Annotated in this window: 11 protein-coding genes and 1 tRNA gene; 9 read left to right on the forward strand and 3 right to left on the reverse strand. The window is 68.4% G+C overall.

All coding sequences use genetic code 11. From position 1 onward, the window contains the following. Positions 1 to 111: 111 nt before the first annotated feature. Positions 112 to 182 (reverse strand) — tRNA-Gln (locus QSK36_RS27815). A gap of 729 nt (positions 183 to 911) precedes the next feature. Here QSK36_RS27815 and QSK36_RS27820 point away from each other — a divergent pair. The 4 genes from QSK36_RS27820 to QSK36_RS27835 all read left to right on the forward strand — a co-directional run bounded on the left by QSK36_RS27820 (position 912) and on the right by QSK36_RS27835 (position 6,411). Beyond that, the gene (locus tag QSK36_RS27820; RefSeq protein ID WP_183542746.1) at positions 912 to 1,850 is read left to right on the forward strand and encodes an acyl-CoA desaturase; all 939 of its coding nucleotides are present in this window, start codon (positions 912 to 914) and stop codon (positions 1,848 to 1,850) included. Between the two features lie 283 nt (positions 1,851 to 2,133). Then, positions 2,134 to 3,099: a TetR/AcrR family transcriptional regulator gene (locus QSK36_RS27825; RefSeq protein WP_183542748.1), complete on the forward strand. Its 966-nt coding sequence runs from the start codon at positions 2,134 to 2,136 to the stop codon at positions 3,097 to 3,099. Positions 3,100 to 3,349: 250 nt separating this feature from the next. Next, the gene (locus QSK36_RS27830) at positions 3,350 to 5,446 is read left to right on the forward strand and encodes an RNA degradosome polyphosphate kinase (protein ID WP_139577265.1); all 2,097 of its coding nucleotides are present in this window, start codon (positions 3,350 to 3,352) and stop codon (positions 5,444 to 5,446) included. 23 nt (positions 5,447 to 5,469) lie between these two features. Beyond that, complete coding sequence (locus QSK36_RS27835) at positions 5,470 to 6,411, forward strand: NUDIX hydrolase (RefSeq protein WP_285784405.1); 942 nt, start codon at positions 5,470 to 5,472, stop codon at positions 6,409 to 6,411. A 102-nt stretch (positions 6,412 to 6,513) separates the two neighbouring features. On the opposite strand, the gene QSK36_RS27840 is transcribed toward QSK36_RS27835, so the two are convergent. Next, positions 6,514 to 7,983: a CYTH and CHAD domain-containing protein gene (locus tag QSK36_RS27840; RefSeq protein WP_285784406.1), complete on the reverse strand. Its 1,470-nt coding sequence runs from the start codon at positions 7,981 to 7,983 to the stop codon at positions 6,514 to 6,516. Positions 7,984 to 8,040: 57 nt separating this feature from the next. Next, a complete protein-coding gene (locus QSK36_RS27845) occupies positions 8,041 to 8,799 on the reverse strand; it encodes a trans-aconitate 2-methyltransferase (protein WP_183542752.1) in 759 nt (252 codons plus the stop codon). A gap of 83 nt (positions 8,800 to 8,882) precedes the next feature. On the opposite strand from QSK36_RS27845, the gene QSK36_RS27850 reads away from it, so the two are divergent. The 5 genes from QSK36_RS27850 to QSK36_RS27870 form a co-directional block, all read left to right on the forward strand. Then, positions 8,883 to 9,407, forward strand: a complete 525-nt coding sequence (locus QSK36_RS27850; protein ID WP_139577263.1) for a MarR family winged helix-turn-helix transcriptional regulator — start codon at positions 8,883 to 8,885, stop codon at positions 9,405 to 9,407. Between the two features lie 502 nt (positions 9,408 to 9,909). After that, complete coding sequence (locus tag QSK36_RS27855; RefSeq protein ID WP_285784407.1) at positions 9,910 to 11,697, forward strand: trypsin-like serine peptidase; 1,788 nt, start codon at positions 9,910 to 9,912, stop codon at positions 11,695 to 11,697. A gap of 1,057 nt (positions 11,698 to 12,754) precedes the next feature. Then, entirely contained in the window at positions 12,755 to 14,263 is a 1,509-nt protein-coding gene (locus QSK36_RS27860; RefSeq protein WP_225898736.1) for a trypsin-like serine peptidase, read from the forward strand. A gap of 413 nt (positions 14,264 to 14,676) precedes the next feature. Beyond that, on the forward strand, positions 14,677 to 16,170 hold the full coding sequence (locus QSK36_RS27865; RefSeq protein ID WP_285784408.1) for a trypsin-like serine peptidase: 1,494 nt from the start codon (positions 14,677 to 14,679) through the stop codon (positions 16,168 to 16,170). Positions 16,171 to 16,742: 572 nt separating this feature from the next. Further along, the coding region (locus QSK36_RS27870) for a trypsin-like serine peptidase (protein ID WP_285784409.1) at positions 16,743 to 18,058 on the forward strand (1,316 nt) is incomplete at its 3' end.

The following is an 18,058-nucleotide window of genomic DNA, read 5'->3' on the forward strand; positions in this document are numbered from 1 at the left end:
GCGTCCAAGTACCCAGGAACCGCACGGTCACCCGCTCGACAAGGTGAGCTTACCTGCCGTACCCCGGAAGGGAACCAGCCCCCCTGGGGCTCGGACGGCCGAATGAACAGGCTCCCGGGGGAGGATTCGAACCTCCGTTGACAGAACCAAAATCTGTAGTCTTGCCCCTAGACGACCCGGGAAGGGCGCGAAGTGCCGTTTTGCCGGGTTCCGGCAGCCGCCGGAATCCGCACTCAGGATACAGAGCCGTCCCCCTGGCGCGCGCCCCCAAAATTCAGCACGTACGGAGCGGGCCGGCGACGGCGCGCGCCCTCGCCAGGCTCGAGCAGGTCCTCCCGTCCCGGCTCCGGCACCACGTCGGCGACCTCCGGTCGGTCACGGTTCCTCTGGCGGGCCGGGCCGCGACCGTGGACCCGGCCGCGCCCACCGCGATCGCCGGCGCACGTTCCGTGTCGACCGGCTGCGCCTGCACAGCCCGAACGGGCCGCGCTTCACGCCCCGCGAGCCGCCCGGCGCCGACCTCATGCATCCGCTACATCTCCGAGCGGATCTCCGTCGACCCCTACCGCTACCGCGGCCGGTTCACGGTGCACGCCCCGGCCGCCGTCGCCGCCGCCCCCGCCCCCGCCCGCCTGACACGCCCACGTATGGCCTGAAGTACGGCGAATCCGGATGTTACCGAGAGGACATTTCGGGCAGGTCGGCGTGGACGCCGCGGCATCGGCGACGCGGCCGGAAGTGAGTACGAGGCACTACCAGATGGCCGTCCGTTGGTGCAAGGCGTGGATTCGCCACCAGATGTGGCCCGGAGCGTCACCTTCCACACATTCGCTCTTAGGGATTCCTAACTTACGATGGCGTAGGTTACGGTTCCGTAGCCAGACAATCTTCCCCATCTCGTGAGGTAGCCCATGACCGTCCTGACCGAACGTCCCTCACCACAGCCGAAGCCGGAGTTCGAGCCGGAAGGCAAGAGCAAAGCCGATCTGGTCGTCTTCGCACTCGTCGTCGGCCTTCCGATCCTCGCGGTGATCGCCGCGGTGCCGTTCACCTGGGGATGGGGCCTGGGCTGGACGGACATCGCGATCGCCGCCGTGTTCTACGTCGTGTCCGGCTTGGGGGTCACGGTCGGGTTCCACCGCTATTTCACACACGGCTCGTTCAAGGCCAACCGGCCTCTGAAGATCGCCCTCGGGATCGCCGGCAGCCTCTCGCTGGAGATGTCGGTGCTGGACTGGGTCGCCGCCCACCGCAAGCACCACAAGTTCTCCGACAAGGAGGGCGACCCGCACTCGCCGTGGCGGTTCGGGCCCGGCTTCAAGTCGATGTGCAAGGGCCTGCTGTACGCGCACGTGGGCTGGCTCTTCGAGGTCGAGCGCGTCAACCGCGCCAAGTACGCCCCGGACCTGCTCAAGGACCCGGACATCATGAAGCTGCACCGGTGGTTCCCCACGATGGCGATCACCTCCCTGCTGCTCCCGCCGGTCCTCGGCGGTCTGATCACCTGGTCCTGGCAGGGCGCGCTGACCGCGTTCTTCTGGGGCACGCTGATGCGGATCGGGCTGCTGCACCACGTCACCTGGTCGATCAACTCCATCTGCCACGTGTTCGGCGAGGAGGTGTTCGAGTCGCGCGACAAGTCCCGCAACGTCTGGTGGCTGGCCATCCCGTCGTTCGGCGAGTCGTGGCACAACCTGCACCACTCCGACCCCACCTGCGCCCGGCACGGCGCACTCAAGGGCCAGATCGACCTCAGCGCGGGCCTGATCCGCTGGTTCGAGAAGGCCGGATGGGCCCACGACGTGCGCTGGCCGACCCCGGAGCGGCTGGCGGCGAAGCGAATTGCCTGACGACTCAGTCAGCGCTGACGGCAGGGTCGCTCTCCGGAACGCGGCGGCCCTGTCCCTCACACCGCCCCCCGCATCGGCACCGTCTTCTCCGGCGGTGCCCGCCACATCCGCCCTCCCGGCACCCGCCGGCACCGGCACTCGTACGGCCCCCGCCTCCGCGGTGGCCGTACCGGCGCGTCCGGTGCCTTCTCCCCGTAAGACGGCGACCGGCCCGAGCCGGGTCCGGGCCGCCGCACCCGCCATGATGGAACCCGTGAGCGAGTCCTCTCGATCCCGAAGACGCATGACCGGCGCGGAGCGGCGCGAGCAGCTGATCCAGGTCGGCCGTGCCCTGTTCGCGGACAAGGGCTTCGACGGCACCTCGGTCGAGGAGATCGCGGCCAGCGCCAAGGTGTCCAAGCCCGTGGTGTACGAGCACTTCGGCGGCAAGGAGGGCATCTACGCCGTCGTCATCGACCGGGAGATGCAGCGCCTGCTCAGCCTGGTCACCCAGGCTCTGTCGGCCTCGCACGCCCGCGTCAAGCTGGAGCGGGCCGCGCTCGCCCTCCTTCAGTACATCGAGGAGAGCAGCGAGGGCTTCCGCATCCTGGTCCGAGACTCCCACGCCGCCTCGGGTACGGGCACCTTCGCCAGCCTGATCAGCGACATCGCCAGCCAGGTGGAGGACGTCCTGGCGGACGAGTTCGTGGAGCGCGGCTACGACCCCAAGCTCGCGCCGATGTACGCCCAGATGCTCGTGGGGATGACCGCTCTCACCGGCCAGTGGTGGCTCGAGGTGCGCAAGCCGCGCCGCGAGGAGGTCGCCGCCCACCTGGTGAACCTGTCCTGGAACGGCCTGACCGGCCTCGATCCCAATCCCGCGCTCACCGCCGCGACACGCGGCCTGGTCCTGTCCCCCGCCGCGGAGACCCGTACGGCGAGACCCGCCGAGCGCGATTCGAAGGAGCAGGAGAAGCTTCGCCGCGAGCAGGAGCGAGAGCAGCGCGAACGCGCCAAGCAGCTCGAACGCCAGCAGCGCGAGCTGGAGAAGGCCAAGGAACGCGAGCAGCGCGAACGCGCCAAGGAGCTCGAACGGCAGACGAAGGAGCAGGAGAAGCTCCGCCGCGAGCAGGAGAAGGCGCAGGAGCGAGAGCAGCGCGAACGCGCCAAGGAGCTCGAACGCCGCCAGCGCGAGCGGGCCAAGGAACTGGAACGCCTGCAGCGCGAGCGGGCGAAGGGGCTCGACCGGCAGCAGCACGGGGAGATCTGACCGCCCCGCCTGCGACTCGGGGGAGCTCGCCGGGACACCGCGGAAAGCCGCTCGTGGCGGCGGCCGGCGACGCACGGGAAGCGGCTCGCGGGAGGCGGTCGGCGACGCACGGGAGGCGGTTCGTGGCGGCGGTCGCCGATGCGCGGGAGGCGCGGCGATCAGGGAGAACGCGGCCCGCCGAAACCGGCCTGACGCTTTCGTTGCGGTGAAGTTAACGTTCCGTTCAACGACTTAGGGCATATTTCGTTATATGTCCGCCCAAAGCTCCCCCGCACATGAGCCGGAAGAGGCCGACCTCCCCGCGCGCGCCCCGCTGCCCAACGAGCGATTCCTCAACCGGGAGGAGAGCTGGCTCCAGTTCAACGAGCGCGTCCTGGAGCTGGCGGAGGACTCCTCGGTGCCGCTGCTCGAACGCGTGAGGTTCCTCGCGATCTTCGCGAGCAACCTGGACGAGTTCTTCCGCGTACGGGTGGCCGGGCTCAAACGGCGGATGGCGACCGGCCTGCTGCTGCGGACGACGGGCGGGCTGAAGCCGAGCGAGGCGCTGTCGCGGATCGCGACGGTCGCCGACGAGCTCGCGCGCAGGCACGCGGCGGTCTTCCACGACCGCATCTGCCCGGAGCTCGCGGAGGAGGGCATCGCGATCGTCCGCTGGGACGACCTCGCCAGGGACGAGCGGACGGCGCTGCGCAAGCTCTTCCGTGAGCGGATCCGGCCGGTCCTGACACCGCTGGCCGTCGATCCCGCCCACCCGTTCCCGTACATCTCGGGTCTTTCGCTGAACCTGGCCGTAACCGTGCGGAACCCGGAGGACGGCCACACGGTGTTCGCGCGGGTGAAGGTCCCCTCGCAGCTCCCGCGGTTCGTGACGGCCTCGCCGAACCGGTTCGTCCCGCTGGAGGACGTGATCGCGGCCCACCTGGGCGAGCTGTTCAAGGGCATGCAGGTCGTGCAGCACCACGTCTTCCGGGTGACCAGGAACGAGGACCTCGAGGTCGATGAGGACGTCACGGAGAACCTCATGAAGGCGCTGGAACGCGAGCTGCTGCGCCGCCGTTTCGGGCCGCCGGTGCGGCTGGAGGTCGAGGACACCATCACCCCCCAGGTGCTGGAACTGCTCGTGGACGAGCTCGGCGTGTCCGACAACGAGATCTACCGCCTGCCCGGGCCGCTCGACTTGACCGGGCTGCACGCCATCGCCGACCTCGATCGCCCGGAGCTGCACTACCGGCCGTTCGTCCCGGCGGAGGCGATCAGCGCCGAGGACGACCTGTTCGCCGTCCTGCGCGAGCGCGACATCCTCATCCACCACCCGTACGACTCGTTCGCGACGAGCGTGCAGCGGTTCGTGGAGGAGGCGGCGGCCGACCCGGACGTGCTGGCGATCAAGCAGACCCTCTACCGCACCAGCGGCGACTCGCCGATCGTGGACGCGCTGATCGACGCGGCCGAGGCGGGCAAGCAGGTCGTGGTCGTGGTGGAGATCAAGGCGAGGTTCGACGAGCACGCGAACATCTCCTGGGCGCGCAAGCTGGAGACGGCCGGGTGCCATGTGGTCTACGGCGTGCTCGGTCTCAAGACGCACTGCAAGCTGTCGATGGTGGTCCGCCAGGAGGCGGGCGGCGAGTTGCGGCGCTACTGCCACATCGGCACCGGCAACTACAACCCGAAGACGGCCCGGCAGTATGAGGACTTCGGCCTGCTCACCGCCGACCCGCAGGTGGGCGAGGACGTCACCGACCTGTTCATCCACCTGACCGGCTACTCCCACCAGTCCGAGTATCGCCGGCTGCTGGTCGCGCCCGACTCGCTGCGCCGCGGCCTGCTCGCCCGGATCGAGCAGGAGATCGCCCACCGCGGGGCGGGCCGCGCGGCCCGGATCCGGATCAAGACCAACTCGATGGTGGACGAGCCGATCATCGACGCGCTGTATCGCGCCTCGCAGGCGGGAGTGCCGGTGGACCTGTGGGTGCGCGGCATCTGCACGCTCCGCCCGGGCGTGCCCGGCCTGTCGGAGAACATCCGCGTACGCAGCGTGCTCGGCCGCTTCCTCGAACACTCCCGGGTGTACGAGTTCGGCGGAGGGCGGCGGCCGGAGATCTGGATCGGCAGCGCCGACCTGATGCGCCGCAATCTGGACCGGCGGGTCGAGGCGCTGGTCAAGGTCACCAGTCCGCAGCAGCGCAGGTATCTGTCCGATCTGCTCGACCTGGCGTTCCTGGACACCACCACCGCGTGGACGCTGCACTCCGACGGCAAGTGGCTGCGTCACCGGGGCGAGGTCGATCTGCAGCACCACCTGATCGCCGGGAGACGCTGGCGAACCGTGGACGATGTGACGGAGTGACGGCCGAGGGCATGGTCAGGGGTATGGCCAAGGGCATGATCAGGGCGGCCGGAGCGGTCGTCTGGCGGGGGGACGAGGACGACCCGGAGGTCGCCCTCGTGCACCGCCCGGCGTACGACGACTGGAGCCTGCCCAAGGGGAAGCTCAAGCACGGCGAGCACGTGATCGCGGGGGCCCTGCGCGAGGTGCGGGAGGAGATCGGCCTGCGGGTCGTGCTCGGCCGCGCGCTCCCGCCCGTGCACTACCTGCACGACGGCCGGCTCAAGCGGGTGGACTACTGGCTCGCCCACGCTCTCGGCGACCAGGTCGCGGCCGATGGCGACGAGGTCGACGAGGTGGCGTGGCTGCCGATCGAGGAGGCACGGCGGCGCCTCACCTACGCCTGGGACCGCAGCCTGCTGCGCGCCGTCGGCGCCGCTCCCCTCGTCACCACGCCACTGATCCTGCTGCGGCACGCGCTGGCGGGCTCCCGGCAGGAGTGGAAGGGCGACGACGACCGGCGCCCGCTGGACGAGCGCGGCCGCGCCCAGGCCGAGGTCCTGGCCACGGTGCTGGGGGCCTATCGCCCGTCCGTCCTGGTCAGCTCGCACAGCAGGCGATGCACGCAGACGCTCAGGCCGTACGCCGAGCGGCACGGGCTGGAGATGCGCGAGCAGACGGCGCTGTCGGAGAGCGGCTACGACCCGCGCGAAGCGGAACGCACCGTGCGCGGTCTGCTGGCCGCGCCCGTGCCCGCGGTGCTGTGCAGCCACGGCAAGGTCCTGCCCGAGCTGCTGGGCATGGCCGGCGAGGCGCTGCGCGGGGTGCGGACCGCCGACCACGCCCTCGCCAAGGGCGGCTTCGCCGTGCTCCACCGCGCCGTCGGCAGAGACCGCGCCGCCGACAGAGACCCAGCCGCCGATCCGGGCCACGGCACCGCCGGCGCGGGCGACCACGTCGTGAGCCTGGAGCGTTACGCGACCTAGACCGGCAGCGCGGTACGCGACCTGAGACCCGCAGCGCGGTACGCGACCTGAGACGACCAGCGCGGTCAGGCGGCAGGGTCAGGCGGGGTGTCGGGCGGGGTGTCAGGCGAGGCGGGACCAGACTGCGGGGAACTCCTCCTGCGCCCGGGCCGCCTCGGCGCTCTCGATGCCCGCCAGCACACCGTAGGTGAAGGTGTCCTCCCCGGCCTGCCGCGCCCTTCCGGCCTCCTCAAGCAGCACGCCCTGGGCGACGACGCCGTCCTGGTGCCGTCCGAGCACCTCCTGCACCTGCTTGGCGCGCTCGGCCGCGCCGGACATGCCGGCGGCCTCCGCCGTGTATCGGGCGCGCTTGGCGGCCTTGCGCACGTCGTGCATGGCCGTCTCCCGTTCCTCGCCCTCCTCCATGCACCGCGCCGCTTCGTAGGCGTCGGTCACCCGCCGCCAGTTCCTGTCCACGATCTTCGGCAGGGCCTTGTCCGCGTTCTTGGCCGCCGTGGCCGTCAGCGGCGGGTCGGCGGCCAGTGCGTCGAGGGCGTCGAGCAGCGCGAAGTAACGGTCCTCGCTGAGCGCGCGCCGGATGCGCTCGTACGCGTCGTGCTCCCTGGCCAGCAGGTCGTCGCCCAGCCTGCGGCGCGCGTCGGCGGTGACGAAACGGGGGTCGAGACCGTCGAGACGGGTGGCGAAGCGGGCCCGGATGACCTCCAGGTCACGGGCCTCGCCCAGCACCTCGCCGAGCCACTTGAGCTCCTCCTGGAGGTCCCCCTGGATGTGCTCGGTGCCGACGACGATCCGCTTGAACGCCTTGAGCGCGCTGCGCAGGCGGCGGCAGGCGACCCTGGCCTTGTGGACGGCGTCTTCCTCGCCGAGCCGTACGTGCGGGTCCTGCGCGATCAGCGCGTCGGCGTGAGCGCGGAGGTAGGCGACGACGACCTCTCCTGCCGAATCGGGCTCGGGCCGGGTCCTCGGCGGCGGCGCGGGTATGCGGTCCCCCAGGACGCGCGCGAGTTTGCTCGCGCTGTCCGCGGGAGCGGCGCCCGCCTTGCGCAGCCGCTTGGCCACCTTCTTGAGGAGGTCGCGCTCGCCCTCCTTGAGCTCGGCCTCGACCTCGCGCCAGCGCCGCACCACCGGCTCGTCGCCGAGCACCGTGCCCTTCACCCGGTCGTCGGCGATCTCCACGAGCACCGTGCCGGCCGGACCGAGCAGCCGGGTGATCCCCCGGCGGGTCTCCAGCTGGGCCACCGGCGCGAGCGGGGCGCCCCGCGTGTACGCGAGGACGAGGCTCGCCAGCTCGGCGGGCACCACCTTTGCGCTGCGGGTGAGCGGCCGGGTGATCTCCTGACGGGCGCCCTTGGCCTTGGGCAGCTTGAGGTGCCAGCCCTCGTCGTCTCCGCCGCGCCGCCGGCGCAGGGTGACGCCCCGGGCCGCCAGCCGCAGGTCGGGGGTGTCGAAGTAGACCGCGGTCAGCCGGTGTGAGAGCGGCTCGGACACCCCCTCACATCCCGGCACGCCGCCGAGGTCGGGCAGGGCGAAGCCCTCCGGAACGTCGAACTTGTCCTCGATCTCCAGCGCCACCGTTCCCCCTGGATATCCCGGTTGGCGGTCATACTGCCACGCTAAGGTGAACAAGCCTCACAGATGCGCGGCCACGAAGATCCGCCGGAACGGGAACGGCGTGCCGTACGGCCTGGGCGGGTAGGCGGCCCGCAGGGCCCGGGCGCAGTCGGCCAGGAAGTCGGCGTGGCGCTCGGGCGGCAGCCGGTCGAGCATGGGCCGCAGGGCCGTGCCCTTGATCCAGCCGAGCACCGGGTCCTCCCCGGGCAGGACATGTACATAGGTCGTCTCCCACGCGTCCACGGTGAAGCCCAGACCGGCGAGCAGGTCCACGTAGTCGGCGGGATCCCCGACCGGCACGCCCCGCGGCACGTCGCCCAGCTCCTCCCGCCAGGTCGTACGGCACAGCTCGCGCACGACGGCGTGACTCGGCGCGTGGAAGTTGCCGGGCACCTGGAAGGCGAGCCAGCCGCCCTCGGTCAGGTGGCTCCTCCACCGGCGCAGCAGGTCGGGGTGCTCCGGAATCCACTGCAGGAGCGCGTTCGAGACGATCACGTCGACCGGGCGCGGCGGGCGCCAGTCGCGGACGTCGGCCACCTCGAACGTCGGCCCGGGCGGCGTCTTGGCGATCATCGCGGGCGAGGAGTCGACGCCGTGCACCCGGGCACCGGGCCAGCGGTCACACAGGGTCGCCGTGAGCTCTCCGGTGCCGCAGCCGAGATCGACGACATACTCGGGCGACCTGGCGCCCACCCGGGCCACGAGCTCGTGGAAGGGACGGCCACGCTCGGCCGCGTACCGCTCGTAGACCTCCGGATCCCAGATGTCCGCGCCCATGCGGCCTCCTCCATTATCTTGACGTCGAGATAAATCGATATCGCGCGAGATATCTCGATGTCAAGAGAAGCTAGACTCGGCCCATGACCTTCTCTAGGCCCGTCGAGGACGAGGTGGACCGGCTGGTCGCGGCCTGGAAGCAGGAGCGCCCGGACCTGGACGTGACGCCTCTCGAGGTGCTGAGCCGAGTCTCCCGGTTGAGCCGGCACCTGGAGCGCGAGCGCCGCGCGGCCTTCGCGTCGCACGACATGGAGTCGTGGGAGTTCGACGTGCTGACGGCCCTGCGCCGCGCGGGCGAGCCGTACGAGCTGAGCCCGGGGGCGCTGCTGCGCGCCACTCTGGTGACCTCGGGCACGATGACGAACCGCATCGACAGGCTGGCCGCCGCCGGGCTGGTCACCCGGCGCCCCGACCCGGAGGACCGGCGCGGTGTGCTGGTGCGACTGACCCCCGCCGGGATGCACCGCGTGGACGCCGCCTTCGCCGACCTGCTTCGGCGCGAACGCGAACTGCTCGCGGGTCTCGAACAGCACGAGCAGCAGGCCCTCGCCGCCCTGCTGCGCACACTTCTGGTCCCCTTCGACACCTCCGACGCGGCCACCCACTGATCCGGCAGACTTCCTGCGCCCCCGGTTCGGCCGCCAGGGCACTCGAGACTCGAATGGCCGTCGCCATGGAGGCGGAAACCGGCCGGACCATGGCGGGATTTGAGGCTGACAAACGCCCTCATCAGGGACAATACCTGCCCATCTCTGCCATTTGTCGCTTTTGACGCTTTCGACGGCCCATTGGACGCCGCGTCAACCCGTCGCTGACTCATTCACAACCGGCATGAATAAGCCCATTTAGATGTGATTTTCGTCACACCTGTTCTTGGACCGGTCCATGCGTACCCAAAGCCGGAGACGCGCGGATGCTGCGTGATCAGCGGAGACGAGGCGGACGGTGCGCAGCGGCACCGCCGTCGGCGGAGTGTGGAGACCCTGTAGGCATGAAGAGGAAATTCTGAAATATCTGTTTTCAGAGGGTTTCTTCGTTATAACTTCCCTAGTTCCTTCACTGACGCATGGGGCGCAAGTGGCGCCTCACGACAGACCAGGGAGATCCACCTTGAAGCGCACTCTCGCCCTCGGCGGTGTGTCGGCCGGCCTCCTGGCCTCCGCCATCGTCGCCTCACCGGCCCATGCCGCCGACCAGATTCCCGCCATCAACCTCGCGAACACGAACTTCGCGGCTCAGCAGGTGGCGGCGTTCTGGTTCGGCGAGGCCCGGGCCAACCTGATCAACGCCACCCCGTACAACGTCGAGACCAAGCTCCCCGCGAAGCACGTCTCGACCGGCGGGACGTCCGCCAGCAGCAAGCCCGGCGTCGTCGGGTCGAGCGGCGACCAGAAGGCCGCCACCGGCAACCTGAAGAACGTCAACCTCCCCCGCACCGTGGGCAAGGTGTTCTTCATCGGCGCCGACCACAGGCCGCACTGGTGCTCGGCCACCTCGGTGCAGAACGGCTACAAGAACCTGGTGGCGACCGCCGGTCACTGTGTCTACGACACCGACAGCAACCGGGCCACGCTGGACAAGTGGGTCTTCATCCCGGGTTACTACCAGGGCAAGACCCCGTGGGGCATCTACGTGGGTAAGACCGCGTACACCCACTACGACTACGACGTGTACGAGGACGGCGACCGCGACTACGCGTTCGTGACCGTCTACAACGGCGTCCAGGTCACCGGCGTCAGCTACGACAGGTACGGCCGTGACGACCACCGTGGACACGACCGCGGGCGCAACGACCGTGACGAGCACGGCCGCGACGACCGCTACGGGCGTGACGACCACCACGGTCGTGACGACCACCGCACCGAGCGCCTGTCCGTGCGCGAGTTCCAGGCCCTGAACAGGGGCAGGGACCTCACCGGCAACGGCCCCTGGGCCAAGGGCACGGGTGTCCAGACCCGCGAGATCAGCGAGCGGCAGTACAACAGCCGCTTCGACTCGTACGTCAGCGGTGACGGCAAGACCCTGTACTTCCGTAAGAAGGTCTGGGACAACGACGACCACGGCCACGGTGGCCCGGGTCACGACCACGGCAGGCCCGCCGCGGACGACGTGGTCCTCTTCAAGGGCGGCCCCGGCGGCGGTGGCCCCGGTAACCCCGGTGGCCCCAAGCACAGCCCGTCCCCGTCGCCGTCGGCCAGCCCGTCGCCCTCCCCCAGCCCGAGCCCGTCGGCCTCCCCGTCGCCGTCGCCGAGCGCCACCCCCACGGGCAAGCCGACCGGCAAGCCCGACTGGTGCGACGACGACCGCGGCCCCCGCGACACCTTCTCCGCCGACAACGACCGTCGTGGCGGCGGCAGGGACCACTGCGACGACAACGGCCACCGGCCGAAGTACAAGTACTACGCCCGGACGTTCTGGGCGTCGTACAGCCGCAACGACCACAGGCCGCACGGCACGCTGAAGATCGCCCTGAAGGACGTGGGTCGTCTCGGCGACAACGTGGGCGGTCAGGGCCTGGCCTACAACCAGAAGATCGGGACGAACATCTTCATGTTCGGCTACCCGAGCGGGTCGGAGCCGGACGGCAACTACCAGTTCACCGGCAAGACCATGAAGTGGGCCTACGGCAAGACGTTCAAGGCGAGCGTCCCAGCCATCAAGGGCGAGGAGCTCGTGGGCGTCAAGTCCTCCTTCACCGGTGAGGGCTCGATCGGTTCGCCGTGGCTCTACCGCTACAGCAACGCCAAGCGGCTCGGCTACCTCAACGGTGTGACCATCGGTCTCGCCGACGTGGACGGCAACGAGCGCATCGACACCAGCATCTCCCCGTACTTCGACGGTGAGACGCTGGCCGTCTACCAGTACGCCGCGAAGTTCGCTTCCGGCCGTATCGTCTGAGTCTTCTGACTCCTGACGGCTTCAGGAAGGGCCCGGATGGCTTGTCCATCCGGGCCCTTTCGTTTCTTCCGGAACGCCGCCCTGGGCGAGGAACATCGCCCCCGCCGTACGGCGCGCGTGCCTCCTCCACGCAGGCGTCGTCGCCCCTACGCCTCAGCCCCGTGGGGGGGCGCGGGAGCGACCCCACTCGACCGGCGAGAGCCGGATGCCGCGAGCGAGGGCCCCATATGCCCGGCCTCGTCGCTGCGGCGCCGGCGTAGGAAGACGGACGCCGCCCTGCCCTGCCCGCCCGCCCGCGGCGTGGAGCTGGTGAGTCGAGGCCCTTCCGCATCGCCCAACCGCTCGGTCCGAGCTGAAGCGCACGTAAGTGATCTGCCCAGTACAAGCGCTCGCATCATTCCTTCAGGATGACCGAGAAGGGTTCCGCTCCTCCCTGTCCGCCTTGACAAGGTGCCGACAAATGCCGGGCGGAGAATGCGATCCAAGCCCCCTGATTGGACCGATTCAATTCCCGCCGCTGCTTGAACGGATCGTTCCAAACGCCATCGCCCGCCGACGGCGTGCGCCGCATCCATGCCGGCCGCAGCGGCGAAGACAGGGGTCATGCGCGACGGCGGGACCGCGAACGCGGTAGCCATGCGTAGTCGGCGCCGCCTCACCGAGGGGCGGGATGCCCGCCTCCGCCCTTCATCCAAGCTCCGGAGACGGAAGAAGTGGACGGTTCCGGGCATGCGGGGAGCGAGCCGAGCCGGCAGCCGCCCAGCGCCCGGAGGAGCCGATTTTGGACGGGAACGGCGACCCCACGGTTTCACCGTAGCCTGTGATCTGCATCACATTTGCAGCTGTTCGGGTCGGTCAAGAAGTTTGCGGTACCCCGTAAATGATCAGCGGAAACGCACCAGAAGGCTTGAACGACGGGTTGACGCGGGGTCGGCATCGAGCGAACAGAGGCCACGAATGCCCTTACACCACCCTTAACTCTCCTATACCTTTCTCCTCGTCTCTTACTGACGGATGGGGCGCAAGTGACGTCCCACGACAGACCAGGGAGAAATCCATGAAGCGCACTCTCGCTCTCGGCGGGATCGCAGCGGGTCTGCTGGCCGCTGCCGCCGTCGCCGCGCCGGCCCACGCCGACACCGACGTCGCCCCGCCCGTGAACCTGGCCAACACGAACTACGCGGCCAAGCAGGTCGCGGCGTTCTGGTACGGCCAGAACAAGGCGAACCTGATCAACGCCACGCCGTACAACGTCGAGACGACCATCCCCACGCGTCACGTCTCGACCGGTGGTGCTTCGGCCGACAGCAAGGCCGGCGTCGTCGGCTCCAGCGGCGACCAGAAGGCCTCCACGGCGACCCTGAAGAACGTCAACCTGCCGAAGACCACCGGCAAGGTGTTCTTCATCGGCGGCGACAACAAGCCGCACTGGTGCTCGGCGACCGCCGTGCAGAGCCAGTGGAAGAACCTGGTCGCGACCGCGGGTCACTGCGTCTACGACACGGTGAGCAACAAGGACACCCTCGGCAACTGGGTGTTCATCCCGGGTTACTACCAGGGCAAGACCCCGTGGGGCATCTACGTGGGTAAGACCGCGTACACCCACTACGACTACGACGTCTACGAGGACGGCGACCGCGACTACGCGTTCGTGACGGTCTACAACGGCGTCCAGGTCACCGACGTGGCCGTCGACAAGGTCAAGAACTGGGTGGACAACCGCACGTTCGAGACCATGGCCGACGCGGAGAAGGCTCAGAAGGAGCTGGAGCTCAAGAGCACCGGCTTCGCGGGCAAGATCGTGCCCGTGGTGGACTACACCAAGCGGGTCCGCCTCCACACGCCGGACTCGACGAAGGCGCCCGCCACTGCCGCGCAGCTCGGCGGTGCCGTCCCGGCGAACCTGACCACCCTGGAGAACCAGGCCAAGAACAACGGCACCTCCACCTACGACGACAAGACGTGGGGCACCGAGGTCAGCCGGGTCTCCAAGGAGGAGTACGGCAACGGCGGCGACCACTGGTCGTCCGACGGCAAGGCCTTCTACTTCGCCAAGGACAACGGCTGGTACAAGGCGACCTACTGGGGCAACTTCGACGTCGACTACAGGCTGCGTGGCCACCTCGTGGACATCGCGCTGAAGGACGTCGGCACCCTGGGCGCCAACGTCGGTGGGCAGGGCCTGGCCTACAACCAGAAGATCGGCACCGGGATCTTCGTCTTCGGTTACCCGAGCGGGTCGCACCCGGACGGCAACTACGCCTTCACCGGCAAGACCCTCAAGTGGGCCTACGGCAAGACCTTCAAGGCCGCCGCTCCGTCCATGAAGGCCGAGGAGCTCGTCGGGATCAAGTCCTCCTTCACCGGTGAGGGCTCGATCGGCTCGTCCTGGCTGTACCGCTACAGCAGCACCAAGCGTCTTGGTTACCTGAACGGTGTGACCATCGCGGTCTCCGACACCGACGGCAACAAGCGCATCGACACCAGCGTCTCCCCGTACTTCGACGGTGAGACCCTGGCCGTCTACCAGTACGCCGCGAAGTTCGCTTCCGGCAAGATCGTCTGAGACTAGCTCTCTGACGCTCTGACTGGACCACAGGAAAGGGCCCGGCCTCCAGCCGGGCCCTTTTCGCATGTCCGGAAACCGCCTCGCCTCCTCCCAGGGGCGACTGTCAGCGCGCCGAGGGGCCCGAGAGGCCCGCTTTGACGGACGCGAGCCTCATCCGGTTTCACTCAGAAGTGTGATTTGCGTCACACAAGGCACTCATGGCCCGTATAGGGAAGACCGGAACTCACCCTTGGTGATCAGCCAAAACGTCGCCGGACGCAGCCGGACGAGGGATCGGCACAGCAGAGGCGGCTGCGAGCACAAGCCGCCGATCGCTTACGCCTCAGAAAACTCTCCTATAGCTTTCTCCTCGATCCTTCACTGACGAATGGGGCGCAAGCGGCGTCCCACGACAGACCTGGGAGAAACCCATGAAGCGCACCCTCGCTCTCGGCGGGATCGCGGCGGGCCTGCTGGCCTCTGCCGTCGTCGCCGCGCCGGCTCACGCCGACGAGATCCCGGCCGTCAACCTGGCCAACACGAACTTCGCCGCCAAGCAGGTGGCGGCGTTCTGGTACGGCCAGAACAAGGCCAACCTGATCAACGCGACGCCGTACAACGTCGAGACCACGATCCCGACCAAGCACGTCTCCACGGGCGGTGCCTCGGCCGACAGCAAGGCCGGCGTCGTGGGCTCCAGCGGCGACCAGAAGGCCTCCACGGCGACCCTGAAGAACGTCAACCTGCCGAAGACCACCGGCAAGGTGTTCTTCATCGGCGGCGACAACAAGCCGCACTGGTGCTCGGCGACCGCCGTGCAGAGCCAGTACAAGAACCTGGTCGCGACCGCGGGTCACTGTGTCTACGACACGGCGACCAACAAGGCCACGCTGGACAAGTGGGTCTTCATCCCGGGTTACTACCAGGGCAAGACCCCGTGGGGCATCTACGTGGGTAAGACCGCGTACACCCACTACGACTACGACGTCTACGAGGACGGCGACCGCGACTACGCGTTCGTCACCGTCTACAACGGCGTCCTGCCCACCAGCGTGTCGACCGACAAGGTCAAGAACTGGGTGGACAACCGCACGTTCGAGACCAAGGCCGAGGCCGAGAAGGCCCGCAAGGACCTCGAGCTCAAGACCACCGGCTGGGCCGGCGACATCGTGGCCGTTCCCGACCGCTGGCACCTGGCCCAGAAGGGCGAGGAGTCGGTCAAGGGCTACGTCAGCTGGGACGACTTCTGCAGGCTGACCGGCTGGGCGAAGGAGAACACCGAGGCGCTCGTCCGCGGCGAGAGCACCGACGTCAAGCTGGGCAGGCGGGCCGGCTTCACCATCACCCGTGTCAGCAAGCAGGAGTACGGCGACGGCGGCTTCTCGTCGGACGGCAAGTCCTTCTACTACACGAAGGACAACGGCTACTACAAGGCCCAGTTCTGGGTCCTGTTCGACGTCGACTACAAGCTGCGTGGCCACCTCGTGGACATCGCGCTGAAGGACGTCGGCACCCTGGGCGCCAACGTCGGTGGGCAGGGCCTGGCCTACAACCAGAAGATCGGCACCGGGATCTTCGTCTTCGGTTACCCGAGCGGGTCGCACCCGGACGGCAACTACCAGTTCACCGGCAAGACCCTCAAGTGGAGCTACGGCAAGACCTTCAAGGCCGCCGCTCCGTCCATGAAGGCCGAGGAGCTCGTCGGGATCAAGTCCTCCTTCACCGGTGAGGGCTCGATCGGCTCGTCCTGGCTGTACCGCTACAGCAGCACCAAGCGTCTTGGTTACCTGAACGGTGTGACCATCGCGGTCTCCGACACCGACGGCAACAAGCGCATCGACACCAGCGTCTCCCCGTACTTCGACGGTGAGACCCTGGCCGTCTACCAGTACGCCGCGAAGTTCGCTTCCGGCAAGATCGTCTGAGACTAGCTCTCTGACGCTCTGACTGGACCATAAAGGGAAGGGCCCGGCCTCCGGCCGGGCCCTTTTCGCATGCCCAGAGGTCACATGGCCGTCAGGGCCGCTGACTGATCAAACGGCGGGTCGGTGACCAGATCGATCTCGATGGTCAGGACGCCGAGGGCCTAGCCGATCCGGTCCGCAGGCGGCATCGGCAGTGCCGACGCGGCATGCGGTTCGCAAGTGCGGCGCGCTCGCCCAGGGGGACGGCTCGAGCGGCTCCAGCGACCCATTGGCGATGTGACCGTTTTGACGGCATTAGGACCTTTCCCGGTTTCACCACAAACTGTGATTTGCGTCACATCCATCCTGAACCGTTCCATTACCCAAGGTAAGGACGGTCGGACCGGTCCATAGATGATCAGCCAAAACGTCGCGTGAGCCACCTGACGCGCCCATGCCGCGGGGTTGGCGGCTGGAGAACGAACCCCCCGAGACCACTTACACCACCCTTATTCCTCCTATACCTTTCTCCTCGTTCCTTCACTGACGCATGGGGCGCAAGTGACGTCCCACGACAGACCAGGGAGAAATCCATGAAGCGCACTCTCGCCCTCGGCGGGATCGCGGCGGGCCTGCTGGCCTCCGCCGCCATCGCCGCGCCGGCTCACGCCGCCGACGAGATCCCGGCCATCAACCTCGCGAACACGAACTTCGCCGCCAAGCAGGTGGCGGCGTTCTGGTTCGGCGAGGCCCGGGCAAACCTGATCAACGCGACGCCGTACAACGTCGAGACGACCATCCCCACGCGTCACGTCTCGACCGGTGGTGCTTCGGCCGACAGCAAGGCCGGCGTTGTCGGCTCCAGCGGCGACCAGAAGCCCTCCACGGCGACCCTGAAGAACGTCAACCTGCCGAAGACCACCGGCAAGGTGTTCTTCATCGGCGGCGACGGCAAGCCTCACTGGTGCTCGGCCACCTCGGTGCAGAGCGGCTACAAGAACCTGGTGGCGACCGCCGGCCACTGTGTCTACGACACGGTGAGCAACCGCGAGACCCTCGACAAGTGGGTCTTCGTCCCCGGCTACTACCAGGGCAAGACCCCGTGGGGCATCTACGTCGGTAAGACCGCCTACACCCACTACGACTACGACGTGTACGAGGACGGCGACCGCGACTACGCGTTCGTCACCGTGTACAACGGCGTTCAGGTCACCGACGTGGCCGTCGACAAGGTCAAGAACTGGGTGAAGGACCGCACGTTCGACACCCGCGCCGAGGCGGAGAAGGCCAAGAGCGACCTCGAGCTCAAGACCACCGGCTGGTCCGGCGAGATCGTGCCCTTCGGCCCGAACGACGTCAAGAACCCGTGGGACGAGCGGTGGGGCTGGGAGCTGGCCAAGCACGGCCAGGAGTCCCAGAAGGTCTACGTGCCCACCGACGAGTGGTGCACGTTCCTCCACTACGGCGCTGACAAGCTCGTTCCGCTGGTCCGTGGCGAGGTCAAGGACGCGTCCTTCCACGGCAAGGCCGGCTACGAGGTCACCCGGATCTCGAAGGACGAGTTCGTCGCGGCTGTGGGCAACGACGAGTTCGGCGTCAAGGACGGTGTCCTTTACTTCACGCAGAACAACGGCTGGTACAAGGCCAAGTTCTGGGTGAACATCGCCAAGAAGTTCAGGCTGACCGGCCACATCGTGGACATCGCCCTGAAGGACGTCGGCACCCTCGGCAGCAACGTCGGTGGTCAGGGCCTGGCCTACAACCAGAAGATCGGCACCGGGGTCTTCGTCTTCGGTTACCCGAGCGGGTCGCACCCGGACGGCAACTACGCCTTCACCGGCAAGACCCTCAAGTGGGCCTACGGCAAGACCTTCAAGGCCGCCGCTCCGGCGATGAAGGCCGAGGAGCT

This window comes from Microbispora sp. NBRC 16548 (assembly GCF_030268985.1).
GTDB lineage: Bacteria > Actinomycetota > Actinomycetes > Streptosporangiales > Streptosporangiaceae > Microbispora > Microbispora catharanthi.

What these genes read in the sequence shown, in the direction of transcription:
- QSK36_RS27865 (WP_285784408.1), top strand. Translation starts at nt 14,677, where the DNA reads ATGAAGCGCACCCTCGCTCTCGGCGGGATCGCGGCGGGCCTGCTGGCC.
- QSK36_RS27850 (WP_139577263.1), top strand. Translation starts at nt 8,883, where the DNA reads ATGACCTTCTCTAGGCCCGTCGAGGACGAGGTGGACCGGCTGGTCGCG.
- QSK36_RS27860 (WP_225898736.1), top strand. Translation starts at nt 12,755, where the DNA reads ATGAAGCGCACTCTCGCTCTCGGCGGGATCGCAGCGGGTCTGCTGGCC.
- QSK36_RS27820 (WP_183542746.1), top strand. Translation starts at nt 912, where the DNA reads ATGACCGTCCTGACCGAACGTCCCTCACCACAGCCGAAGCCGGAGTTC.
- QSK36_RS27845 (WP_183542752.1), bottom strand. Translation starts at nt 8,799, where the DNA reads ATGGGCGCGGACATCTGGGATCCGGAGGTCTACGAGCGGTACGCGGCC.
- QSK36_RS27830 (WP_139577265.1), top strand. Translation starts at nt 3,350, where the DNA reads ATGTCCGCCCAAAGCTCCCCCGCACATGAGCCGGAAGAGGCCGACCTC.
- QSK36_RS27825 (WP_183542748.1), top strand. Translation starts at nt 2,134, where the DNA reads ATGACCGGCGCGGAGCGGCGCGAGCAGCTGATCCAGGTCGGCCGTGCC.
- QSK36_RS27835 (WP_285784405.1), top strand. Translation starts at nt 5,470, where the DNA reads ATGGCCAAGGGCATGATCAGGGCGGCCGGAGCGGTCGTCTGGCGGGGG.